22 protein-coding genes are annotated in these 22,842 nt (G+C 44.3%); 4 read left to right on the plus strand and 18 right to left on the minus strand.

What is annotated here, in order from left to right:
- Nucleotides 1-211 precede the first annotated feature (211 nt).
- From AABA11_RS11950 to AABA11_RS11980, 7 genes are all read right to left on the minus strand, one after another.
- Nucleotides 212-1,189 carry a phospholipase A gene (locus AABA11_RS11950; protein ID WP_338268216.1) on the minus strand — a complete coding sequence of 326 codons (978 nt, stop codon included), beginning with the start codon at nt 1,187-1,189 and terminating at the stop codon, nt 212-214.
- A gap of 35 nt (nt 1,190-1,224) precedes the next feature.
- The gene (locus AABA11_RS11955; RefSeq protein WP_265728104.1) at nt 1,225-1,575 is read right to left on the minus strand and encodes a 5-carboxymethyl-2-hydroxymuconate Delta-isomerase; all 351 of its coding nucleotides are present in this window, start codon (nt 1,573-1,575) and stop codon (nt 1,225-1,227) included.
- A 57-nt stretch (nt 1,576-1,632) separates the two neighbouring features.
- Nucleotides 1,633-2,568, minus strand: a complete 936-nt coding sequence (locus AABA11_RS11960) for a 2-hydroxyacid dehydrogenase (protein ID WP_338268220.1) — start codon at nt 2,566-2,568, stop codon at nt 1,633-1,635.
- Nucleotides 2,565-2,978, minus strand: coding sequence for a VOC family protein (locus AABA11_RS11965; RefSeq protein WP_338268223.1), 414 nt, complete (start codon nt 2,976-2,978; stop codon nt 2,565-2,567). Before AABA11_RS11965 ends, AABA11_RS11960 begins: the two co-directional genes overlap by 4 nt.
- A 122-nt stretch (nt 2,979-3,100) precedes the next feature.
- The gene (locus tag AABA11_RS11970; RefSeq protein WP_420915698.1) at nt 3,101-4,636 is read right to left on the minus strand and encodes an FMN-binding glutamate synthase family protein; all 1,536 of its coding nucleotides are present in this window, start codon (nt 4,634-4,636) and stop codon (nt 3,101-3,103) included.
- 96 nt (nt 4,637-4,732) lie between these two features.
- Nucleotides 4,733-7,123, minus strand: a complete 2,391-nt coding sequence (locus AABA11_RS11975; RefSeq protein WP_338268225.1) for an EAL domain-containing protein — start codon at nt 7,121-7,123, stop codon at nt 4,733-4,735.
- A 312-nt stretch (nt 7,124-7,435) separates the two neighbouring features.
- Nucleotides 7,436-9,337, minus strand: coding sequence for a PhoX family protein (locus AABA11_RS11980; protein ID WP_338268228.1), 1,902 nt, complete (start codon nt 9,335-9,337; stop codon nt 7,436-7,438).
- A 255-nt stretch (nt 9,338-9,592) separates the two neighbouring features.
- On the opposite strand from AABA11_RS11980, the gene AABA11_RS11985 reads away from it, so the two are divergent.
- A complete protein-coding gene (locus tag AABA11_RS11985) occupies nt 9,593-11,230 on the plus strand; it encodes a methyl-accepting chemotaxis protein (RefSeq protein WP_338268229.1) in 1,638 nt (545 codons plus the stop codon).
- A 26-nt stretch (nt 11,231-11,256) separates the two neighbouring features.
- On the opposite strand, the gene AABA11_RS11990 is transcribed toward AABA11_RS11985, so the two are convergent.
- The 3 genes from AABA11_RS11990 to paeA all read right to left on the minus strand — a co-directional run bounded on the left by AABA11_RS11990 (nt 11,257) and on the right by paeA (nt 14,884).
- Nucleotides 11,257-11,679, minus strand: coding sequence for an MmcQ/YjbR family DNA-binding protein (locus tag AABA11_RS11990; RefSeq protein ID WP_338268231.1), 423 nt, complete (start codon nt 11,677-11,679; stop codon nt 11,257-11,259).
- Nucleotides 11,680-11,785: 106 nt separating this feature from the next.
- The gene (locus AABA11_RS11995) at nt 11,786-13,369 is read right to left on the minus strand and encodes an ABC-F family ATPase (RefSeq protein ID WP_338268233.1); all 1,584 of its coding nucleotides are present in this window, start codon (nt 13,367-13,369) and stop codon (nt 11,786-11,788) included.
- A gap of 237 nt (nt 13,370-13,606) precedes the next feature.
- A complete protein-coding gene (gene paeA, locus AABA11_RS12000; RefSeq protein WP_338268235.1) occupies nt 13,607-14,884 on the minus strand; it encodes a polyamine export protein PaeA in 1,278 nt (425 codons plus the stop codon).
- A gap of 242 nt (nt 14,885-15,126) precedes the next feature.
- Here paeA and AABA11_RS12005 point away from each other — a divergent pair, with 242 nt between their 5' ends.
- A complete protein-coding gene (locus AABA11_RS12005) occupies nt 15,127-15,534 on the plus strand; it encodes a DUF2721 domain-containing protein (protein WP_137169322.1) in 408 nt (135 codons plus the stop codon).
- 7 nt (nt 15,535-15,541) lie between these two features.
- Here AABA11_RS12005 and AABA11_RS12010 read toward each other — a convergent pair whose 3' ends face one another.
- Nucleotides 15,542-16,558, minus strand: coding sequence for an N-acetylmuramoyl-L-alanine amidase-like domain-containing protein (locus AABA11_RS12010; RefSeq protein WP_338268237.1), 1,017 nt, complete (start codon nt 16,556-16,558; stop codon nt 15,542-15,544).
- A gap of 78 nt (nt 16,559-16,636) precedes the next feature.
- Here AABA11_RS12010 and AABA11_RS12015 point away from each other — a divergent pair, with 78 nt between their 5' ends.
- Complete coding sequence (locus tag AABA11_RS12015) at nt 16,637-16,903, plus strand: hypothetical protein (RefSeq protein WP_265728093.1); 267 nt, start codon at nt 16,637-16,639, stop codon at nt 16,901-16,903.
- On the opposite strand, the gene AABA11_RS12020 is transcribed toward AABA11_RS12015, so the two are convergent.
- The 5 genes from AABA11_RS12020 to AABA11_RS12040 form a co-directional block, all read right to left on the minus strand.
- Nucleotides 16,862-17,224 (minus strand): thioredoxin family protein, encoded by a 363-nt coding sequence (locus tag AABA11_RS12020; protein ID WP_338268239.1) that lies wholly within the window; start codon nt 17,222-17,224, stop codon nt 16,862-16,864. The genes AABA11_RS12015 and AABA11_RS12020 overlap by 42 nt on opposite strands.
- Before the next feature lie 27 nt (nt 17,225-17,251).
- The gene (locus tag AABA11_RS12025; protein ID WP_265728091.1) at nt 17,252-17,542 is read right to left on the minus strand and encodes a YkgJ family cysteine cluster protein; all 291 of its coding nucleotides are present in this window, start codon (nt 17,540-17,542) and stop codon (nt 17,252-17,254) included.
- A 105-nt stretch (nt 17,543-17,647) separates the two neighbouring features.
- The gene (trhA, locus tag AABA11_RS12030) at nt 17,648-18,295 is read right to left on the minus strand and encodes a PAQR family membrane homeostasis protein TrhA (RefSeq protein ID WP_338268242.1); all 648 of its coding nucleotides are present in this window, start codon (nt 18,293-18,295) and stop codon (nt 17,648-17,650) included.
- 165 nt (nt 18,296-18,460) lie between these two features.
- On the minus strand, nt 18,461-19,552 hold the full coding sequence (locus AABA11_RS12035; protein WP_338268245.1) for an amidohydrolase family protein: 1,092 nt from the start codon (nt 19,550-19,552) through the stop codon (nt 18,461-18,463).
- Between the two features lie 123 nt (nt 19,553-19,675).
- Complete coding sequence (locus AABA11_RS12040) at nt 19,676-20,440, minus strand: undecaprenyl-diphosphate phosphatase (protein WP_265728088.1); 765 nt, start codon at nt 20,438-20,440, stop codon at nt 19,676-19,678.
- A gap of 179 nt (nt 20,441-20,619) precedes the next feature.
- Between AABA11_RS12040 and zntR the strand changes: the two genes are divergently transcribed.
- On the plus strand, nt 20,620-21,054 hold the full coding sequence (gene zntR / locus AABA11_RS12045) for a Zn(2+)-responsive transcriptional regulator (RefSeq protein WP_265728087.1): 435 nt from the start codon (nt 20,620-20,622) through the stop codon (nt 21,052-21,054).
- Nucleotides 21,055-21,083: 29 nt separating this feature from the next.
- On the opposite strand, the gene AABA11_RS12050 is transcribed toward zntR, so the two are convergent.
- Both AABA11_RS12050 and AABA11_RS12055 read right to left on the minus strand, forming a co-directional pair.
- Entirely contained in the window at nt 21,084-22,223 is a 1,140-nt protein-coding gene (locus tag AABA11_RS12050) for a GGDEF domain-containing protein (RefSeq protein ID WP_338268249.1), read from the minus strand.
- A complete protein-coding gene (locus AABA11_RS12055; RefSeq protein ID WP_338268250.1) occupies nt 22,220-22,780 on the minus strand; it encodes a hypothetical protein in 561 nt (186 codons plus the stop codon). Before AABA11_RS12055 ends, AABA11_RS12050 begins: the two co-directional genes overlap by 4 nt.
- Nucleotides 22,781-22,842: the final 62 nt, after the last annotated feature.

Consider the following 22,842-nt stretch of genomic DNA (forward strand, 5'->3'; position numbering starts at 1 on the left):
CTGGTTTTATCTTACTTTCAACATAGACCAGTAAAATGTCCGTTCCGTGGCACTGAGATGACAACTTAATGACAGACCATCTCTCACTATTTCTTGAGTTTAAATAGCGCTTTGGTGAGTTTAAAAAGAACAAAAAAAATACCCCGACACATGCGGGGTATTTTTTATGAAGTACTACGAGGTTATTTCATGCCGGTTTTTACTGGCAGAACTACAACCAGTTTGTCAGCATTATGCCAATCCCCAAAGACTGAGTTTGGTGGTTGTAATCTAATAAGGATTGCCCGTAACCATTAAAGTATTGAACATAGCCACGCGTTTTGCCCCACAGAGGAAACGTAAACCCGACCTGAACCGCACCTCTATTTCCTGACGACTTCAGATTGTTTCGAAGCATAATATCCACTGTGTAATCATCAATGACGTGAATCAGGTTGAATTCACCATAACCGTAATAGTCTTCAATATTAGGATTGTCATCGACCTTAGCGCTTTCAGGAATTCGATACCAAGGTTTAAATGAAAATGCCGTGTCGCCATGCTCAAACATGAAATCCACATAAAACCGATTCCATGAACGCGACAAATCACCCGATTGGCCATTCGATTGGTGATTAAAGCCATACGATACGTAGTTCGGTTTAATGCCTAAAAAGCCGTTTTTGGGTTTGGTAACAATAAAGGCTTCTGGCTCATGATTGGTATCACGAAATGGAGCGGAAATCGTGCCATTGTAGGCCTGCCAATAAGCTTGCTGCGTGTAGGCGAACCACAAACTGCTGTTTCGTCCCACCACATCATAGGCGACCGGAAACTTCACACTTAGCTGGAACTTAAACTCCACAGAGTCTAAAGTCTCGGAATCCGCCTGATCACCCAAGAAGGCGCGATCATTTGGATTAGACGTGTAGGCTATAGGCAAAAAATAGTTTGGCTTATGCGGCGTCAGCACAAACGGATTGCTCACTGTGGCCGTTTCTCGATTTTCTCGCTGTTGAAAAAGCCCATTTGCCTCTTTGGCGCGCTGGGCAATTGACTCAGGAACGTCAGGCTCTTCTGGCGAATACGGCGTGTCCAAATCTTCTGGTAACACCGTCGTACTCAAAGATGGCTCAGCATCACCAGTCAATTCGACTTGTGCCCACAAAAAACTTGGAACGAGTAATAACGAGCACACAATGCTTTTCATTGATATTTATCCTGGCCGGCAAGACGCGATGCCTTTTATTGAGACAAAACGACCTTTTTCACATAGGTATCGCTTTCCATTTCACACACTTCAACTGAAAAGCTAACATCCTTTAATGAAAATTGTGTTAATGCTTCTAGCACCAAATGAGAAAGCTGTTTTCTTTGCTCTAACGATCGACCAGATAGCATGCGGAGAATAACGTGCACAAACGCATCTTCCTTGCCAGCCGTCAAAAAGCTTTTGTAGGGGAAGCTGCGCAGTTTAATGTCTTCTACAGAAAAGAGTGTCGAGGCTATACACGCTTCTTTTACGGCTTCTAATAAATCCGCTGGGGGAACTTCTTGTTCTAAATTTTGACTGTATTCTACGATACAATGCGGCATATTCAGGCTCCATTTTTTAGATTTATTGGATGATTTTTTAAACACGAATCTGTTCTATTAGTAACCCAATATCGGATCCACTAACATCGGCATTTCTGCCGTCAATCGGTAATTTTCTATGTTCTTCGCCACGATAGCACTCGCGCTTTCAGGGTGTGTGGGAGCAGAAATATGCGGAAGCACACTCACCGATGGATGTGACCAATAGGGATGATCCTTGGGCAAAGGCTCATGCATAAAAACATCCAATACCGCGTGCGATAGCGCAGCGCGATCAAGTTGTAATAACAACGCATCATCGTCAATGATGGCCCCTCTGGCAAAGTTAATAAGACTCGACCCGACAGGCAAATGCGACAACGTCTCACGGTTTAACAACCCTTTTGTCTCTGGGGTTAACGGCAATAAGCAGACAATGATATCACTTTGGCTTAATAATGAGACCAATCCTTCGTCGCCACACCAGCACTCAACCCCTTCGATGTGTTTCTGATGGCGACTCCAACCCGCCACAGTAAAACCATTTTCAACCAATCGACTCGCACTGACGCGCCCAAGTTCACCTAATCCTAGGATCCCTATTCGTCGCTCCTTAGGAAGTACCATTGGCAACGGACTCCACTGATGCTGAGCTTGCTGCTTGGCATACGTTGGCATGTCCCTGTGCAAAAACAATGTCCAAGCCAATACGGCTTCTGACATAGTGCGAGCAAGATTGGGGTCAATCAACCTTACAATAGAAAAATGAGGCGAAGACAACTCATTCACCATACGTTCAACCCCAGCCCACACACTGTGAACCCATTTCAAAGCAGGCAAGGCCATTAAATCCTGAGGGTCAGGATTCGCCACAATGGCAATATCACACTGTTGTTTTTGTTCAGGAGTTAGATCGGAAAAAGGCACAATATGTTCTGATGGCATCGCTTTTGAAAGCGACTCAATCCAAACGGCCTGCTCCGTCGCGCTGCTTCGACTCACAAAAGGAATCATTTCGCATACACCTGCGCCAGATCTTTAAACCCTTTTAACTCAATAGCATTGCCACTCGGGTCTTTAAAGAACAATGTCCACTGTTCCCCTGGCAAGCCTTCGAATCGAACGCTCGGCTCAAGATCAAAGGCAACATTCGCTACGGTTAAGCGTTTGGCGACTTTTTGCCATTCTTCCAAAGCCAAAATCAAACCGAAATGCGGCATAGGCACAAGATGCTCACCCACTCGACCTGTATTTTTTGTGGGACTTGGTTCACCAAGATGCAACGACAATTGATGTCCGTAAAAGTCAAAGTCAATCCAAGTGTCCGTGCTTCTGCCTTCAGTACATCCCAAAACATTCGTGTAGAAATCACGCGTTTCTGCAAGTGAAGTAACATGAAAAGCATAGTGAAACAAAGCCGACATACGCGCCTCTAATGAAAAAAGTGGAAGCTAAAAAATACAGCACACAGAGTAAAAGTAAATATCGCCCCTTTCAATAGGGCGATATAGTTAGCATTAGACAAAGAAATGGCCAATCAAACCCATTATTGCAGGCGCTCTTCCGTGGTAATCGCTTTATCCTGAAATCCTGTCATTTTAATGTATTCGGGCCTTACATTGGGTATAGGATTCGCTTGCGAAAATAGTTGAGATCGACTTTGGTTTTCTATGATGCGAACATGAGATCGAGTCAATTCTCTCGGCTCTTTTACACCGCACGAATGCGCAATCATCCCTATCCCATGCAACAGCTCAGCGGCGTAGTTCGCTACTCGCTCTGACTTTTCTGTCGCTACCAGACCCCGTTGCAGTTCAGGGTTGTGGGTCGTAATACCCGTTGGACAGGTGTTTTTGTTACACTGTAATGCTTGAATACAACCCAGTGAAAATAAAAAACCTCTGGCCGTCACCACAAAGTCAGCACCAGCGCTCAATGCCCACGCCGCTTTACCCGGAACAATCAGCTTACCAGACGCAATAATTTTGATGTAACGACGCAAACCATAAGAAGTGATGATGTTCACCACCGTCGGCAAGCTTTCACGCAAATGCATACCAACATAGTCCATCAAGGGTTGAGGCGCCGCCCCCGTTCCACCATCAGAACTGTCAATCGTGATAAAATCCGGGCAGTAATCGATGCCTTTTTTGTGTATCAACTCACACAAGGTTTCGAAAAAACTCAGATCCCCTACCACCATTTTAAAGCCAACAGGTTTAGAGGTAACCTGACGAACACGATAAACCATGTTTAACAAATCATCGATCGATTTAATGTCAGTATGGCCGTTAGGGCTAATAGAATCTTGTCCAACAGGAATCCCCCGAGTGTGCGCTATCTCTTCCGTTACCTTTGTGCCCGGCAGCATCCCCCCCTTGCCTGGTTTCGCACCTTGGCTCATTTTAATTTCGAACATGCGAACGTTTTGGTGTTCAGCAAGATTCAGCAATTTGGCGTCGTCTAATTGGCCTTCGTGATTACGAACTCCGTATTTCGCGGTGCCTATTTGAAAAACCAGATCGCATCCACCCTCTAAGTGATAAGGAGACAATCCGCCTTCTCCTGTGTTCATCCAAATACCCGCTTTACGGGCTCCCTTGGACAGCGCTTGTACCGCAGGTTTCGATAATGCACCAAAGCTCATGCCTGAAATATTCACCACAGAACGTGTTCTGTAAGGCGTTTTGGCCGTAAATTCACCGATGCAAATTTCTTTCGGTTGGGCAGCGTCTTCATCTAACGTAGGAAAAGCACAGTTTAAAAAGAAGATATCACCAGGGGTTTCGAGGGAACGCGTTGATCCAAACGCAATCGTCGTGTCGACCTTCTTTGCAGCACGATAGGCCCAAGAACGCTCTGCGCGATCAAACGGCCGTTCCTCTCGATCCATTGCGAAAAAGTATTGGCGAAAAAACTCACCCAGATGCTCAAACAGATAACGAAAACGACCTACCACTGGGTAGTTTCGTCTTATGGTATGAGCCGTTTGATGCGTATCCACCCAATACATAACGGCAACGGCGACCACCGCGACAAACAGCAAAAAAACGAACAGCAACGCACCCCAATGAATGGTCAATGTCGCTAATGAAGACAGAAAATCTATAGCTTGCCCTTAACGTTAAATATAAATTTGTTCAGTAATACTACGCTACAAAACGGCAGTCTATGAGGTTCAATCGTGAACAAACTCAGCAATAAACTCTTTGGGTGGCAAAGGATGGCCAAAATAGTAGCCCTGATAATAAAAGCAGTCTATTTCTCGCAATCTATCGTAATGAGACAGTGTTTCAACCCCTTCTGCCAAGACACTTATTTTCAGTGCCTTTGCCATAGCAATAACCGCATGTACGATGGCCTCATCACTCTTATCTGTAAGTAAATCACGGACAAAAGATTGGTCGATTTTCAATCGATCTATGGGCAAGGATTTTAAATATTTCAAAGAGGAATAACCTGTGCCGAAGTCGTCTATTGAAAGGTGAATGCCCATGGCTTTAATGGCATTCATTTTTTCTAGGGAGGAAGTAAGATCATTGAGCAGCATGTTTTCCGTAATTTCCAGATCAACACAACGGGCTGGCACATCATGTTTCTCCAGCTGAGTTTTCAGCATCGGCAAAAAGCTTGCTTGTTGAAACTGAATAGGACTGACGTTAATCGACATTCGCCATGAAAGATCCCACTTGCCTTCTTTCAACCAAATCGCCACTTGAGACAAGGCTTCGTTCAGTACCCAATGCCCGATCTCTACAATCAGGCCAATTTCTTCCGCCACCGGGATAAAGGTAGCTGGCGAGATAAAACCTTTTTGCTCGTCTTTCCAACGAATCAGCGCCTCTGCACCGATTAACTGATTTTTATCGTTCGTTTGTGGCTGATAATACAATTCAAACAATTTGAACTCTGTCGCGTGGTGAAGGGCTTTTTCCATTTCAAGACGCGCATCAGACACCGCTTGCATTTCTGGCTTATACAACGCAAACGTATTTCGCCCAGATTCTTTCGCTCGGTATAGCGCTGTATCTGCTTGTTTCAAGATTGCTTCGACTGAGCCTTCTTGGCCATTAAAAATCGTAGCGCCTAGGCTTGCGGTAATGTGCACTTCATGATGACCGGCGGTTTTCACCTGTTGGCAGGCGTACATGACACTTTCAGCAAACCCATTAATGGCTCGTTCTACAGGTTCTTTATTATTACCAATATGCGTCAGTAAAAAGGCAAATTCGTCTCCGCCCATTCTGGCAAAAACCACATTATCTTCAACCAGAGAAGACAACTGTTTCGCGACACATTTTAATAATAAATCCCCCACATTGTGGCCAAGCGAATCATTGATGGTTTTAAAGCGATCAAGATCCATAAATACCACGGCCGAATAATGTGAATGCTGCACCTTACTCTTTAATGTATCGCCCAATTTATTGGCCAAATATTGTCGGTTAGGCAACCCTGTCACGGTATCGTAATAGGCCAGACGATGAATGTGCGCTTCGGTTTCTTTTCGTTCAGACACATCCCGGATCAGTAAAAGTGTTTCTATTTTGTCTTGTACTCGGTATTTCGCCAGCCGTATTTCAACAGGCAATTCGATGCCTTGTATACGATAAGTGGTCTCAACCGTTACGGGTTCATTTAATTTCAACCCGATTAAAACCTCATAAAACACCGGCCACGACGAGGCAGTATGCAAGGTTTCCAAAGAACGCGATTGCAACATGTCACTGCGATTTTTTAACATGCGTTCTGCAGCGGTGTTCATCAAGGAGATCTGGTTGTTTTCATCCAGCAACAAAATACCATCGGCAGCGTGCTCTATCATGGCCTTAGTGTGACTGTCACTGCGTTCAAGATCACTTAACGCCGTGTTGAGTTTTTTCCATAAGGATGAAAACGTCGAATGTAAATTCCCCAATTCATCAGACTGGTGATAACGATGAAACGACTTAGGAAGAGGAATGTCCTGATTATGGCCAACGGTCGATAACGACTCAGTTAAACGCTTAAGAGGGTAAGTAACCAAATAGTAAAATACGAGGGAGATTAACGAAGCGAGTAAAAGGTCTTTAAATACGTTATAGATCAGAATGGAAAGCTGCTCTTTGAAAATTTTATCGAGCAAATACCGTTTTTCTGGCCAGACCAATAAATGCCCGGCATCGAAAACAGGGCTCTCTAAATGCAACGCACGGTCGTAGGTTTGTAAGTCAGATAAAAAATATTCGGCAATTTTACTCGATAACGCGAAATTACGCTGCCCTGCACTGGCTTCGACAAACAGTTCCCCAGATTCATCTCGAACCTCTAGGTGCGCAATCGTCGGATTAAACAGTAAACTGTCGATTTGCTGTTGTGCAAAAGACACATCCAAGCGAAACACCGCTTCGGACAGAGGCTTTTCAACAACGGCCAATAGCTCTTCGAAATCTTGATTGATTTGTGTTTTTTGATTTTGAATGCCATCAACAAATTGAATGCCACTGGTAACCAAACTTAAAACAATCGCGAGTGCTAAGGTTAAAACTGCCTGCTTAATAAAAAGTGACTTAGAAAGTACAACACCCATTCTGACTCGCTTACATTTTCATGTTCATGACCGCACCTAGTACAGCGCCTAAAACCTATAATCACAAAAGAGAGAGTAAATATCCATATTCATCATCAGGTAATGGCCTAATTCCTTGCTTTTAATATGCACATTTCTAAGACTGACATTTTCTTCCCTACGACACAAGAACCTATAAAAACATCTTATAAATATTGTGACCTATATCATGCTAATTGTGACCTGTATCAGGTTATTTACCGCCATAAAAAAAGCCAGCATAACAAATATGCTGGCTTTATAATCCATAAAATATTCTTATAAAGCAAAAACTTAGCCGATGACTGCACCGTCTTCGCGTGATATAGCAATCACACTAGAGCGAGGCACTGAGTTACCGCCATTTGGCCAGTGTGAGTTACCACCTTCACCTGGATGCTGTACACCAATAAACATGGTTGTGCGTGCCGCATTCCATGTCGCTCCGGTGATTTCAGATTCTTTAGGCCCCACAAGGAAACGACGAATTTCGCCTGTTTCAGGGTCACCCACTAGCATCTGGTTATTGCCCTGGCCTTGGAAACCTTTTTCATTCGAATAGTTGCCGTCTGTTTGAATCCACAATAAACCTTTGGAATCGAACTTTAAGCCATCCGGTGAATTAAACATATTGTCTTGGTTAACGTTCTTAGAGCCTGCATTGGCATCATCGTACACAGCTGGATTACCCGCCAATACGAACAAGTCCCACTTAAACTCGTTATGAGTATGATCCGAGTCCATTGGCGTCCAACGAACGATCTGGCCAAAGTTGTTTTTCACTCGTGGGTTTGGACCGCTAGCCGGTGTCGCATCGCCACCCGCATTTGGTTTAACGCCGCGGTTTTTGTTGTTTGTTAGGGAGCAATACACTTCCGCTTTGTGAGGATGAGCCGCGACCCATTCAGGGCGATCCATCGTTGTTGCTCCCACTTTAGAAGCCGCCATTCGAGTATGAATGGAAATTTCAGCGTCTGTCATGCCGGTTGTTTTTGGTGTCAAAGCCAACCACTCACCACGGTTGTTATCGTGGAATTTAGCAACGTACAAAGTACCTTCTTCTAACAAGTCACGGTTATTGCCGCCAGCTAAATATTTGTTTTTGGAAACAAAGCGGTATAAAAATTCACCACGCTCGTCATCACCAAGGTACACAACAACATGACCGTTTGCAGCAATGGTTAACTCCGCGTTTTCATGTTTAAAACGGCCAAGTGCGGTGCGTTTCTTAGGACGAGACGTTGGATCAAGTGGGTCGATTTCCACAACATAACCAAAGCGGTTTGGCTCATTTGGCTCTTTTACCAAATCAAAGCGCGCGTCTGCCATCGCCCAATTATAGCGACCTTCTGTACTCATACCATAACGCTTAAATGCTTCTGGCATTTTGTAATTTTTATCATTGGCTGTGAAGTAACCGTTAAAGTTCTCTTCACAAGTCAAATACGTACCCCATGGAGTTTGTCCATTACCACAGTTGTTCCACGTTCCTTTTGCCACCAAGCCTTTCGGGTCTTCGGAAGTCTGCATCCACTTATGACCACGAGCAGGCCCCGTGATATCCATTTCCGTATCCGCTGTGATGCGACGATTGTAAGGAGAATCTTGAACAATCCCCCATTTACCACCGCGTTGTGCCACTTCAATGATTGACACACCGTGAGCCGCTTTATTTTTGCGAACATCGTCCGCGTTAGCAGGCATACCATCAGCGCGGTTAGCGTGAAGTGTCTTTTCATTGGTGTATTCATTGTTGATGGCCATGATTTGTTTGCCATCTTTCGAGAAAAACGCCATGCCGTCATTGTGATCGCCAAACGCCAACTCTTGAGAAGCACCAGTCCCGCCCGTTGCTGCATCAAAAGCAGGAGCATTACTGAACAGAGGATCGCCCCATGAAGCCAACACTTCCCACTTATAACCCTCAGGCACTGTGATGGTATCAAGCGCATTGGCCTTAACCATGCTGAAAGCAAGACGAGATTCTTCAGCGCTCGCTGCCATCGCTTTCCCTGCCGCCAATGTGGTCGAGCCCATCACAAATGCCCCGGCTCCCACAGCAACACCACCGCCTAAAAAGCCACGGCGAGAGACCATTTTATTGGCCACTTCTTCAAACTCGACCACTTCTGGCGCCGGACGAACCAATTCATCTAGCTCATCAAAACCCAATTGCTTGTTGTTATTAATATTCATCACACTGCCCTATTCAATAATATTAAGTATCAATATCGACCCACTTAGGTCGCTTGTTTATTCGCCTAACAAATACCTAACTCCTTTGACTGGTAAGGAGACTGAGTAAGAAAGTAGCGATAAAACATGACACGAAAATGACAGATACAAGACATTGTGCTTATATTAAAAGGCTCGTACAAAAAAAATGCGCTCATCAAAACGAAATAGCTCCCCACAGGCCATCATAAAAACAGCAATAATAAGGGTGACGTTATGATTAATTCTCTACGAAACATACCTATCCGTCTGCGTTTAACCAGCTTGGTCGTCTTCTTTTCATTGGGATTGGTTCTCGTTGTTTATCTTTCTCTAACGGTAAACAAACAATCATTACTCGATGAAAAATACGCCCAAACAAAACATGTGGTGGAAACCGCAACCGGTGTTTTTCAGTATTTCCACCAATTGGAACAAACAGGTCAAATCAACCGCTCAGATGCGCAGCGTTACGCCATGGAAACCATTAAAAATACTCGCTATGCTGGGTCTGAATATTTTTGGATCAATGACTACAATGCCCACATGGTAATGCACTCCGTCAACTCCGCCTTGGATGGCAAAGACCTATCGAACTTAGAGGATCCCAATGGCAAAAAACTGTTTTCAGAATTCGTTAAAGTCGTCAAAGCTCAAAACGCGGGGTTTGTTGATTACCTCTGGCCAAAACCTGGGAACGAAACGCCGGTTGAAAAAATTTCTTACGTCCAAGGTTTTGCGCCTTGGGGGTGGATTATTGGCTCTGGCATTTATCTAGACGATGTAAACAGCCAATTCCAGAAAGAGGTCGCGCGCCTTGGCCTAATCAGCGCAGGCATTATTCTCATCGCCCTATTCTTATCCATCCTAATTGTTCGATCTATTTTACAACCTATCGGACAAATTCAGGCTGTTCTGCACAATATTTCGGAAGGTGATGGCGACTTAAAAACACGCCTACCAGAATCTGGAAAAGACCAATTAACGCAAATTGCCAAATCGTATAACACCTTTGTCGATCGTCTTTCTAAGACTCTTACAAAAGCAGTGTCACTCAACCAAGAAGTTGAACACAAAAGCCTAGAGTTAAAATCAGTTGCTGCAAAAACAAAAGCCATTACCCAACAACGTGAAGGTATGTTTGCGCAGATGGCTGATACCATTACCGAAGTAGACAGCTTTAAAAATGAAGTGATCGACAGCACACAATCCACCTTGGCGTCTGCGCAATCTACAGTCGAAAAAACTCAAACAGGGCAAAGCTCTATCCTTCAAACAGTGCAATCGCTTGAAAAATTATCCCATGAATTGGAATCCGGTCTGCAAACCGTTGTTCAGCTTGCCGAACAGTCTCAGACCATCGGCTCTGTCTTGGATGTCATCAGCGCCATTGCAGAACAAACGAATCTATTGGCATTGAATGCCGCGATTGAAGCCGCCAGAGCGGGAGAACAAGGCCGCGGCTTTGCCGTGGTTGCCGATGAAGTGCGTGGCCTAGCAAGTCGAACTCAGGCCTCCACGGATGAAATACAAAACATGATTAGCAAACTGCAAAGTGGTGCAAAAGAAGCAGAAGCTCGTATCACTGCAAGCCATCAACAGTCACAAAAAACCACCGAAGAGATCAACCTAACCACACAATATTTGCAAGACATTGCCGCCTCTGTCGACGATATTAACCGAGCAAGCCACACCGTCATTCAAAGTGTGAATATGCAAAGTGACGCCGTGCAGAAACTCAATCAATTAAACATCAACGTTTCTGAACTTTCCGCCAAAGCCGGAGAGCAAGTTCAGCAAAATAATGTCACCAGTGAATCACTGGCCGAAACAGCCAAAGAAACCAAAGAAGTCATGTCTATCTTCAAGCTGTGAAACAGTCATCCCCAGCAACCAACACTCTATAATCCAGACTGTTGGTTGCTTTGGTTTTGATCAAGAGTTCCCGCGTATAAGGCAGGCTTTCCATGTCGAACTTCCAACCCTTCCCGAATGGATTTCTTTAAGCCTTTCACAACCAAACCATACGAATGGTCTATTTGTCGTTGGATTTCACCTGCTGGCAAGTCCCCCTGCAGAACAACCGAATTCCAATGGCGCTTATTCATATGGTAAGCAGGAATCACTTCAGGAAAAATGTCACGCAGCTCTATCGCATGCCCCGGATCACATTTGAGATTCAGCAATGGCGTGCCTTGCTTTTTTATCAATAGCGCAAACATTTTGCCCTGCACTTTAAACACCGCCGTGTAATCATCAAACGGGTAATGCTCTTCTGCTTCTGGCTTCGATAGCAGATACTGCTTTAATGTATTATGGTCCATCAAATGCTCCTTGTATGACAACAAACCCAGACAGTATTAAACGAAAAAGCCACTTACAGCGCATGTCAGTAAGTGGCTTTACAATGCGTATCATACGCGAGGAAAATTAGCCTTGATGAGCAAGATACTCATCATAAGTGCCTTGGAAATCAACGACTTTCTGCCCCTTGATTTCGATAACACGGTTCGCCAAAGAAGACACAAAGGCTCGGTCATGGCTAACAAAGATCAATGTACCATCAAACTCCAACAAAGCGTTGTTTAAGGCTTCGATGGCTTCCATATCCATGTGGTTCGTTGGCTCATCCATGACGAGAACGTTCAAATCCATCATCATCAGCTTGCCAAACAGCAAACGGTTTTTCTCACCACCGGAACACACTTTTACCTTTTTGTTGAAATCATCGGCCGTAAACAACAAACGTCCCAACATAGCTCGCACTTTTAAGTCGTCGTGCTTAGCGGTACGCCATTTCGACATCCAATCAAACAAGGTCAAGTCGCAATCGAAGTCTTCTGTGCTGTCTTGTGGGCAATAGCCGATAACCGCGTTTTCAGCCCACTTGATCTCACCCTGTTTCGCGTTCAATTCATTCATCAAACAACGCAAAAAAGTCGTCTTACCGGCGCCGTTTTCACCAATGATCGCCAAACGAGAGCCCGCTTCTAAAATCATATTGCCGCCAGAAAACAACAACTCATCATAGCCGTGGCCTAGGTCTTCTAGAATCAGAGCGTGACGATGAAGCTTTTTGTCTTGTTTAAACATCAAAGACGGCGTCATACGGCTAGATTGTTTTACTTCTGATAATTCGATCTTTTCTAATTTTTTAGCGCGAGAGCTGGCTTGCTTAGCCTTAGATGCGTTAGCCGAGAAACGATTAACGAACGCTTGAAGGTCGTCCATCTCAGCACTTTTCTTCGCATTTTCAGTCAATAACTGTTCGCGAATCAAAGACGACGCCTCCATGAAATATTCGTAGTTACCTGGATAAATACGCAACTCACCAAAATCGATGTCTGCCATGTGTGTACACACAGAGTTCAAAAAGTGACGGTCGTGAGAAATGATAATCATGGTGCATTTGCGTTGATTCAACACACCCGCCAACCAGTTAATGGTGTGAATGTCCAAGTTGTTGGTTGGTTCGTCCAACAACAAAATGTCTGGGTTAGCGAAAAGCGCTTGGGCTAACAAAACGCGGAGCTTCCAACCCGGTGCAACTTGGCTCATTAAACCAAAATGAAACTCTTCTGCGATGCCCGCTTCCAGCAAAATGTCACCTGCGCGACTTTCCGCACTGTAACCATCCATTTCGGCAAATTCTGCTTCAAGCTCACCAGCGCGCATACCGTCTTCTTCGCTCATCTCTGGCTTAGCGTAAATTGCATCACGCTCTTGCTTGACCTTCCACAGCGCCACATCGCCCATGATCACAGCATCAACCACCGTGTATTCTTCAAACGCGAACTGATCTTGGCTTAAAGTACCGACTTTTTCACCCGGTGTAATAGAGACGTTTCCTGAGGTGGGTGTCAGAGCACCACTCAGAATTTTCATGAAGGTGGATTTACCACATCCATTCGCGCCAATTAAACCGTAACGATTGCCGTTACCAAATTTTGCTGAGATATTTTCAAACAATGGCGTTGCGCCAAACTGCATGGTGATATTAGCCGTGGAAATCAAAAGTAAGCCCTGAAAAAAAGAATGGAAAGCCGTTTACGTCTGCCACTGGATTAGCGTACAAAATATAAACACAAAGGTGGGCGAATATAGTGATTTAATGGCCAAAAGTCGAGGATTAAGCAATATTTTTTGGCGGTGTGATTCACGTGGTAAGGTTTTACGATTTTATTACGCCAATTGGTGCCGCTCTGTGACTTCTGCGCGGCACCTTAGTAAAGGCGTCATTGCTTAGCAATGCTATTTCAATTTCGTAACCAGCAGCTGTTCAACCCTTACACCTTCTAAGTCCAGCACTTCAAACTTGTACCCTTCGTGAACAAAAAAGTCCGTCCGTTTGGGTAATCGTTTTAAACTGTAGGTAATAAAACCACCAATGGTTTCGTATTGGATTCGATCAGGGAATTCCTCAATATCCAGACTGCGCATGACATCATTGATTGGCGTTAATCCTTCTACCAACCATGAGTTGGCATCGCGTTGTACGATTTGCTCCTCATCATGTGGCGTGAGTAACCCCCCCATAAAGCCGCCTAGCAAATCTTTCACTGTGACAATACCGACAATAGTAGCGTATTCATTCACGATCACGGCAAAGGCTTGAGGCGCCATTCGGAACGCATTTAGAGCTTCGGACAACGTCAGCGTCTCAGGTAAATAGAAAACTTCTTTATCCACTTTATCTGGGCGAATCTGAGCTGGCTCGCCTTTTAATACCAAGCGTAATATTTCTTTGGAATCTATGATGCCTTCTATTTTGTCTAGGCTGCCGTTACACACCAAAAAGTCATTATGCGGGTGGTCGATAATTTTTTGACTGATCTCTTCACTGCTTTCATCAACATCAAAATAAATAATCTGGTCTCTCGGCGTCATCGCACTGGCAATATTGCGCGTTTCCAGCTCAAACACACTGCCAATAATTTGGTATTCCTGGCTTTGCAAACTGCCATCTTCTGCGCCAGCGTCCATCATGGCAACAATGTCTTCAGTAGTCACAATCTCTTCGCGTTCTATCGGCACATTAAATAAACGCAAAATCGTATTGGTGATGCCGTTAAATAAGAAAACCACCGGTGTTAACAAAAATGTCACCCATAACATGGGCGTCACCATGCGTATCGCAACGGCTTCTGGCATGATGATCGCCAAACGTTTTGGCAATAAATCAGCAAATAAAATAAACAAAGACGTAAGGCTTAGGAAAGACAAAACAAAACTGATTTGATCCAACAATGGCCCAGAATAAACGAACTCAACAACCTTCTTAATATAGGGCGTTAATGTTTGCTCACCAATAATACCGCCTAATATCGCAATCGCGTTTAACGCAATTTGAATCATGGCAAAAAAGGCACCGGGTTTCTGTTGTAATTTCAAGACCGCCAAGGCTTTCACATCGCCTTCATCCGCCAAAACACGCAACTTGATTTTTCTAGCCGCAGCCATGCTTATTTCAGACATAGCAAACAAAGCACCGGCAATAATTAATAAGCCAATACTGAAAAAATCATTCATTTTTATCTCACTCTATACCGATAGACGGAACGAAAATATAGCCGCATTATAGAAGGAAGTTGGGGGGATACAACGCTTATTTTCTATACTTTCAGAACCGCAAGAGACAGTACAAAAAAGCGCACAGTAAGCGTAATATAAAGAGACTAAATAGTGTTAGAACCCTTTTGTTTCATTCATTTCAAGCGCTTTGCATCGTGCAATAAGCACCGCTGTCGAACACAGGTTTAAGAAGGCCATACATGATCATTACGTTAACCACTCCCGCTATGCTCTTTCCCGCTGTTTCTTTATTGCTGCTGGCTTACACCAATCGGTTTGTCACTCTTGCGTCCATTATCCGTAACTTCGACCCGAAGCTTGAAGACGCGAATATCACGGAACAAATTACCAATTTACGCAAACGCATTTATTTGATCCGACGAATGCAAGAAGCAGGCGTGATCAGCTTTTTCTTATGCGTCCTATCGATGATGGCAATTTATCTGGAGTACCAGCAAATCGGCAGTTACATTTTTGGTGCTAGCCTAGTTTGCCTGATGTATTCGCTCTACTTGTCAGTTCGGGAAATTACCATTTCATGTGATGCCCTTGAATTGCACCTTCAACATTTCAGCACCAATTTCAAACAACGAAATCGCAAAAAATAGTCGGGCCTTAATGTCGTAACACGTGAACGTTAAAGCCTTTTAACGACGAAGCAGGAGAATACTGCGCAAAATACTCAGCAAAGTTTTCATCAATGACTTTTTTGTATCGTTGACTGGCGTGTCGTAGAAATAAAACTCCCTCTTTTCGAATAGCAAGCGCCTGATGAGACACATTCATATTTGTCCCAATATAGTCTTTTAATGCCCAATTGGGTCGCACCATACTGATCACACTGCCAGAGGGAATACGGTCTAATAACGCCATATTAGGCTGATTATCCTCTCCATCATACAAGGCGGTCAGCGGCACATAAGGCAAAAAAGCAGGCTCAGCGCGAAACACATCACCTTCAGAATGCAATTGCTCTAACAATATTTGACACGAATCAGACAGGTCACTGTCGCAATGAATCACGTCGCTGCCCAGATGTTGATACCAAGCTGATTTGTCGATCACTGCCTTTGCCACTGCAGCTCGACCCTTTGCCACTTCGGGCGTGATATCCATAAGCTTGTCTTGGTTATTTCGAAACCAATCCACACTCGGAAAATGATTGCGTGAGACAAAATCCACGTGCCCATTCTGATAACGTATTTGTTGTAAGTTGGATTCAAATTCAGCCGAAGACACCGACAATGCGCCAGCCAGAATCGTTTCTACATACGTCGTACAGTCAAATACATCAAAACGGCTCAATGGGTCTTTATCGTATTTTGCCAGCTGTCCCTCTCCGACACGGCCACCAACATACTCAGCCCCCATTAATGCATAACTCAATGCGTCTATTTTATGGGTCATCGCCGCAGAAGCGGGTGCCATATCGTATCTACTTGTATCAATAACGTCATAGAAACGCGCTCTGTTTACAGCATCCAAGTTTGCGGCATTCAAATTTGCGGTATCCAATACCGTGTCCGCCACGACAGGCGATAGAAAAATCACCAGCACGCTCGCCACAAAGCACCTAAACGGCCAATTTTTCATCCAATCCCCTGACACGATAAAACCATCATTTTGAAACATAAAAAAACAAACATTGATTAAAAAACGACCACACAACTATGCTAGTATTCACAGACAGACTAAAACGAAGGTCATCCAATGCAAATCAACAATTCGTCATTTCTCTATGGTCAGCAAGGCTTTCAACGCAGCCAAGACAGACTAGACCAAGCCAGTCAAAAAGTGGCCGATGCCTCCAAACAAACACTAGGCTCGGATCAAACGAAGGATTCGGGCTTATATGGTTCCCCCATTCAAGACGGTTTAATCGAAGCCAAAAGCAGCGAGCTGGATGCGAAAGCCAATGCAAAAGTCATTGAGGCATCAGATAAAACCATTGGTCGACTCATTGATATCAGTGTGTAACAAAGCCTGAACGTCTTCTCTGGACGTAAAACGCACCACGCGACACACTTCCACACCATCGTTCAGCAAAATTAACGTAGGCCAAAGCTTCACGCCATATTGGCGCCCCAGCCGTTTCCCCTTACCATCAAACACCTTGATATGAGCCAAAGTAGGATTGTCCTTCATAACGTCTTCAAGTGCATTTCGTGACGCCTGACAATGCCCACACCAAGGGGCACCAAACTCCAAAATCACGCGCCCCTTAAGCGCACCAATCTCTTCTTGAGTTGGCGCTTTTTCCGAATATTCGGGATTAAACCCAAGTGTGATAGCGTTCATCGCATCCCTCATTCATAAAGCGTTCTGCTATTCAACAACATTAAAGACGTCTCGACATTCATCTGATCCCATTTCAAACTCTCGACAAATCCATGGACGATTCTCGTAAATGGTGCAAAGAAATGTGTCTCTGTCTACCGCTGAACACCAACCATCGTCTAATCTCAGCATGGTCTCGCCACCCCATTCATCAACCGAAATATGCTTATCAGGCACCCCAGTATCACTGATGATCATCACTTCCATACGACAACAACATGCTTGGCAATTGGCGCACGTAACGTCAATATCGGATACATTCTTCAAAGAGATAGTCATAAAACCACAACGCTAATAAGGTGAGAAAGGCGTTTTTGCCAGTTAAGCGCACGCAGTCGGAAATATACACCCGATCTATTTAAGAAGATACGCAGCGCAAACGCGCTAAGCCCCATAATAAAAAATCGCAAAATAATGACAAACCGTGCCGCCCACAACGAACAAATGCCAAACCAAATGCCCATATCGCAACCGTGAGTCCAGTACAAAAAACACCACGCCCAGCGTGTAAAGCACACCGCCAAGCACTAAAAGAAGCAAGCCCATTGGCTCCATCAATGAAATAAGCGGCTTGATTGCAACAATAATAAGCCAACCTAACACCACATACAGAGTGGTAGAAATAGCAGGATGCGACGCCTTACCAAAAGCTTTAAGGCACACACCAATACAGGCCAGCACCCAAACCGACACCAGCAAAGACCATCCCCATGCGCCCTGTAACACGCCCAACATAAAAGGCGTATAGGTTCCGGCAATCAATAAATACACCGCAGAATGATCAATAACTCGAAACACATACTTTACCCTTCCTTTTGGCATAGCGTGGTAAAGCGTCGAGGCCAAATACAGCAAAATCATCGTGGCGGAGAAAATACTCACTCCCACGATAAAACTTACATCAGCGTAATCGATGGCACTTAAAATAAGAAAAGGCGTTCCCACAATCGCCGCCACTAGTCCCAAGCCATGACTGAGACTATTGGCGATTTCTTCGCCTAACGACTGGTGACGACTGGACGCATCAGACATCCGATTCTCCATACTTTTGCTCCTACTGTTCAGTGGACATACAAAAGCATGGAACATATGGACAGAATTCACAACGTAAGAGAATGGATAAACAATGGAAGCCGTGCCGCATTAACGGCACAAAAGCCGACAACAGACTACTAGCAACAGATGACTGGCAACAGATTACTGACAAACCGCCGGAGCTTGATAATCGAGAGCCAGTAAGCGGAAATAGTTTTCCCCTAACGCAATATTACGAAAAGCCGAATCGTCCAAATACTGCAAAATGCGGCTTGTCGCCTCCAACTCAGATTGATACACCTTAAAGCTGTTGTCTCGAAACGCCACAAAGTCAGATCCAGGAAGAATCCGCGTTGAATACTGGTTAAGAAACCGAACATATAAATCCCGATTGCCGGATTTACTGAAGTAATAGTCTTCTAAAATTCGCCACGAAATGTCCAACATCAAATGAGGATATTGATCCAACAAACGGGATAAAATCGCAATGTGCTCCGTCGCCTTCAAATTGGTTTGCTCATAAGAGATCCCCATATGAGCCCACACCATTTTATTGTTTGGATACAACGCCAAAGCCTGCTCCATTAAGGGCAAATAGAGAGTGGCATTGGCATTGTTACCAATGTCCGAATGAATGGTGATTGGGTAATCTCTGGCTCTCAACTCCGCCATAAACCCCGCCCATTGTTCGATATCCTGCGGTGTCGCCGCTTGATGGCGGTTATAAAATTGCGCTTGTTTAACCAGATTCACTTCTCCCATCCAGTGAAACATCCCCGGATATTCCTTTTCATACAGCTTCATGAGCGCCACAGTGGGTTCCGGATTAGACAAATCCGTAAAGGTCATCGACAGAGTGAGATGAAGATCATCAGGTTTAAATTCCACCATGTTCGCGGCATTGACAAAATCATTGCGCGTTGTGGGTGACACGGGAGTGCCAGGGCAGGTTAAGTAATTAGAACAAGAAGAATTGGCCGGTAACATTTGCCCAATGCCGTACACATTGGCAAAACGAACTGAGGTGCGCGACAAATATTCATTCACCTCATTAAACGGAATGGCACGTCCGTCAAAGGGTCGATAATGAAGGTGTGTATCAACAACAGGGGTGTAGGGTTCTAACTCACGATCGTAACAAGCCGAAGCGCCTTTAAAGGAATCCAACGAACGATGAACGGGCGCATTGTCCGAAGAAGCACAGCCACTGATAAGCACAGACACCAATGTGGCGATTGGAAAAAAACGACGCATTATCCACATTCCCTATAAATCGACATCAACACAAGAAAGGACATTACAAAACATCCTTTCTTGTCTGTAAAGCCTTAAAACCTCGGCTCCCTGTCAAACAACACCTTGATTTTCTTGTAACGATTAAGCGAAAAACAGCAACAACGCGCCAAAGATAATGCGATACCAGCCAAAAGCCACAAAGGTGAATTTCTCCAAAAACACCATAAACAATTTCATCACCACAAACGCACTGAGGAAAGCCACCACAAAGCCAATAATCAAAGGCATCAGCTGCTCACCTGCGAATTCTTTATAACTTGAAAGCAAATCGTAACCAGACGCCGCGACCATCACCGGCAAGGCCAATAAAAACGAAAATTCCGCGCTCACTTTACGACTAACCCCAACTAGCAACGCCCCGATAATCGTTGAACCTGCTCGACTGGTGCCTGGAATTAGCGCAAATATTTGAGCGAAACCAATCCATAACGTCTGCTTCATTGTCAGCGATTCCAACGAGTCCACACTCGCCGTTTTGTCTTTTAACCAGCGTTCTGTCAGTAAAAAAATCACCCCGCCCACAATGAACATCGTCGCCACAATGGGCACAGAGAACATGGCCTTGATTTCATGGCGGAATAAAAAACCTACAATAGCGACAGGCAAAAAGGCCACAAAAACCTGACTCCACAAACGCACATGCTTAAACGTAAAACGCTCTTTGTAGTTGGCAATCACCGCTAATATTGCCGCCAATTGAATAATCACTTCAAAGGCTTTATTCCCTTCGGTTTGCTCCATGCCAAGCCATTGACTCACCACAATCATATGCCCTGTAGAAGAAATAGGCAGAAATTCCGTCGCCCCTTCAACCAACCCCAGAATGACACTATGAAATACATCCATTCCTAATTCACCTTTTACCAATCAACAAAAAATTATCCAATCACTATATTCTGCGCGCTAATATAAACCATCGACCATGAAAGAAATATAAAACCGTTAAATAACAAGACAAATACACAACCATTGACCTTGGAGTTAAGTCTAAGGTGTATAGTTGTCATAAAAGAAAAGGAGACAGTATGTATCGAATTGGCGAGCTCGCAAAAGCATGTAACATCAACCATGACACCCTTCGCTTTTATGAAAAAAACGCACTACTCACACCGTCTAGCCGATCCGAATCTGGCTATCGTCTTTACACAGAGAAAGACAAAGACATACTTGAGTTTATTCTTCGGGCAAAAAACGTCGGTTTCACGCTGTCCGAAATAAAAGAGCTGCTGTCTATTGAAGTGGATAAGGCCAACAACGCCTGTGCTGATGTAAAAACACTGGTCGATACAAAGTTGCAAACAGTAGAAAACAAATTAGCCGAATTGATCCGCTTTCAAGCGTCGCTCAAACGGCTATCCGACGCCTGTTGCGGGGGTGAAGAAAGCGCCGAACATTGCACCATTTTAGAAGCACTGGAATCTGACACGAATGCCGTTCGTCACGAACACCATCATGATTAAACCGAGAAAACAGCGAAAACTCAAAAAGCCTAATGCACAATCGCATTGTCGTGCAGAACCAGCCTATTTCGACCCTGTTTTTTGGCGAGATAAAGTGCCTGATCGGCGTATTGATAGATTTGACTAAACGTCGTCTGACGCTCGCCTTCGTGATAGTAAAGGCCAATACTCAGCGTAATATGAATCATAACGCTGTTATTTACCTTTAATTTTGCTTCTTCAACGGCCACTCGAATCTCTTCACACAACGTCATGACTTGCTGCTGACTAAGATTCAAAAAAAGTACGCAAAACTCTTCGCCACCGATACGCGCCACTAGATTTGGCTCCACAATATGGTGATTCAAAATATCGGCTATGTGCTTAAGTACTTCGTCTCCAGCGGGATGACCATATAAGTCGTTGATCTTTTTGAACAAATCCAAATCAATAATCGCAAAACCAATTTGAGCTGGACGCCACCCTATAATGGCTTGCGCTTTTTCAGAAATATAACGTCGATTTGGCAATTGCGTTAAATGGTCCAGATTGTTTTGTATCGTTAGTTCTTCTTTGTGAAAATAAAGACGTGTTAACGTGGCAAGCAAGGCAGAACCTACAATAAATACCGCGCTTATCAACCCCCAAATAAGCAATAGCAACTGATCTTTTCGTCGCCGCTCAATATCCGAAGCAGCTTGAATAATATGATGAAGCTCAGAATACGATACCGCCATGTCTAACTCGATTTTCGTCAGCTGAGTAATCAGTAACGACCTATTTTCAGAGTCTTGATTTGACCTTTGGATGCGTTTGATCATATCGGGCAACGCTGCGCCCACGGCACTCAACTTCGTCAGATAAGGCTCATAAACTCTTGAGTCAATGACACTTGCCCGTACCTTTCTATCAATGATGGGAATACGATATTGAATGCGAATTTTGGCTTTTTCCAGTTCCTGAATGTCAAAAAATGGACTGTCCGCTTTCAAATACGATAAAGACCGTTTGAGGACATGAACATCCTCTTGCGCCTGCATCACATCTACAACAAGCGCAGTAAAATTAGACCCTAGCAATTGCTTAGATTGCTGCTGAAAATACAGCGCAGCCCAAACACAAAGCCCTAAAAAAACAGCAAATATTAGCCATATTCGAGTCCGAATTTGCTTCGCTGTCAGCATTTTCATTGCGCAACGATGTCATTAATCGCCCAAATCCAGAACGTTTTCGATTCCGCAAGGTGGGAAGGCAAGTCGGCATCAGACGGAATAATTAACATCAACGGCCCCAAATCACTGGCGGATACAGGCAGCCCATTAAGTCGGGTTACCAAAAGGTATTGTTTACGTTCGCGACCTTCCTTGGGAAGAAACACTTCATAGCCATCTAATGCCAGCAAGCGTAAACGAAGCGCATCATCGAGTTGGTATTTTTTCAAGAAATCGTTCAGCCAAACTCCGGCAAATTTTCCTTTAGGACCATCAAAGTGCGTCATGTCATCGGTCTCAAACAAATCAAGAGACTCGATATCAGACATAGACAAAGACACTACTCGATCCGAATCACTGACCGTGAGTATGGGTGTGGTATCAATAGATGGAGTGATGTCGCTGGCATGAACGCTCACGGCTTGAGTTTGAAAAGAGAATAAACAGCCAACAACAAAACATAACCAGCCCCTGAAAGCGGCCAAATCCGCGTGGCGACGACTTATTCTTAAAACACCAGTTAATACATTTATCATAATGAAGGTTCCAATAGAGGAAACGCTAAAAATAGGGAGATCTTCAAAAATTTATTATACTG

The organism is Marinomonas pontica (assembly GCF_036322735.1).
Taxonomy (GTDB): domain Bacteria; phylum Pseudomonadota; class Gammaproteobacteria; order Pseudomonadales; family Marinomonadaceae; genus Marinomonas; species Marinomonas pontica.

Excerpts from the sequence above, each read along its gene's own strand:
- AABA11_RS11950 (WP_338268216.1), bottom strand. The coding sequence starts at position 1,189 with ATGAAAAGCATTGTGTGCTCGTTATTACTCGTTCCAAGTTTTTTGTGG.
- AABA11_RS11955 (WP_265728104.1), bottom strand. The coding sequence starts at position 1,575 with ATGCCGCATTGTATCGTAGAATACAGTCAAAATTTAGAACAAGAAGTT.
- AABA11_RS11960 (WP_338268220.1), bottom strand. The coding sequence starts at position 2,568 with ATGATTCCTTTTGTGAGTCGAAGCAGCGCGACGGAGCAGGCCGTTTGG.
- AABA11_RS11965 (WP_338268223.1), bottom strand. The coding sequence starts at position 2,978 with ATGTCGGCTTTGTTTCACTATGCTTTTCATGTTACTTCACTTGCAGAA.
- AABA11_RS11975 (WP_338268225.1), bottom strand. The coding sequence starts at position 7,123 with ATGGGTGTTGTACTTTCTAAGTCACTTTTTATTAAGCAGGCAGTTTTA.
- AABA11_RS11980 (WP_338268228.1), bottom strand. The coding sequence starts at position 9,337 with ATGAATATTAATAACAACAAGCAATTGGGTTTTGATGAGCTAGATGAA.
- AABA11_RS11985 (WP_338268229.1), top strand. The coding sequence starts at position 9,593 with ATGATTAATTCTCTACGAAACATACCTATCCGTCTGCGTTTAACCAGC.
- AABA11_RS11990 (WP_338268231.1), bottom strand. The coding sequence starts at position 11,679 with ATGGACCATAATACATTAAAGCAGTATCTGCTATCGAAGCCAGAAGCA.
- paeA (WP_338268235.1), bottom strand. The coding sequence starts at position 14,884 with ATGAATGATTTTTTCAGTATTGGCTTATTAATTATTGCCGGTGCTTTG.
- AABA11_RS12005 (WP_137169322.1), top strand. The coding sequence starts at position 15,127 with ATGATCATTACGTTAACCACTCCCGCTATGCTCTTTCCCGCTGTTTCT.
- AABA11_RS12010 (WP_338268237.1), bottom strand. The coding sequence starts at position 16,558 with ATGTTTCAAAATGATGGTTTTATCGTGTCAGGGGATTGGATGAAAAAT.
- AABA11_RS12015 (WP_265728093.1), top strand. The coding sequence starts at position 16,637 with ATGCAAATCAACAATTCGTCATTTCTCTATGGTCAGCAAGGCTTTCAA.
- AABA11_RS12020 (WP_338268239.1), bottom strand. The coding sequence starts at position 17,224 with ATGAACGCTATCACACTTGGGTTTAATCCCGAATATTCGGAAAAAGCG.
- AABA11_RS12025 (WP_265728091.1), bottom strand. The coding sequence starts at position 17,542 with ATGACTATCTCTTTGAAGAATGTATCCGATATTGACGTTACGTGCGCC.
- trhA (WP_338268242.1), bottom strand. The coding sequence starts at position 18,295 with ATGTCTGATGCGTCCAGTCGTCACCAGTCGTTAGGCGAAGAAATCGCC.
- AABA11_RS12035 (WP_338268245.1), bottom strand. The coding sequence starts at position 19,552 with ATGCGTCGTTTTTTTCCAATCGCCACATTGGTGTCTGTGCTTATCAGT.
- AABA11_RS12040 (WP_265728088.1), bottom strand. The coding sequence starts at position 20,440 with ATGGATGTATTTCATAGTGTCATTCTGGGGTTGGTTGAAGGGGCGACG.
- zntR (WP_265728087.1), top strand. The coding sequence starts at position 20,620 with ATGTATCGAATTGGCGAGCTCGCAAAAGCATGTAACATCAACCATGAC.
- AABA11_RS12050 (WP_338268249.1), bottom strand. The coding sequence starts at position 22,223 with ATGAAAATGCTGACAGCGAAGCAAATTCGGACTCGAATATGGCTAATA.
- AABA11_RS12055 (WP_338268250.1), bottom strand. The coding sequence starts at position 22,780 with ATGATAAATGTATTAACTGGTGTTTTAAGAATAAGTCGTCGCCACGCG.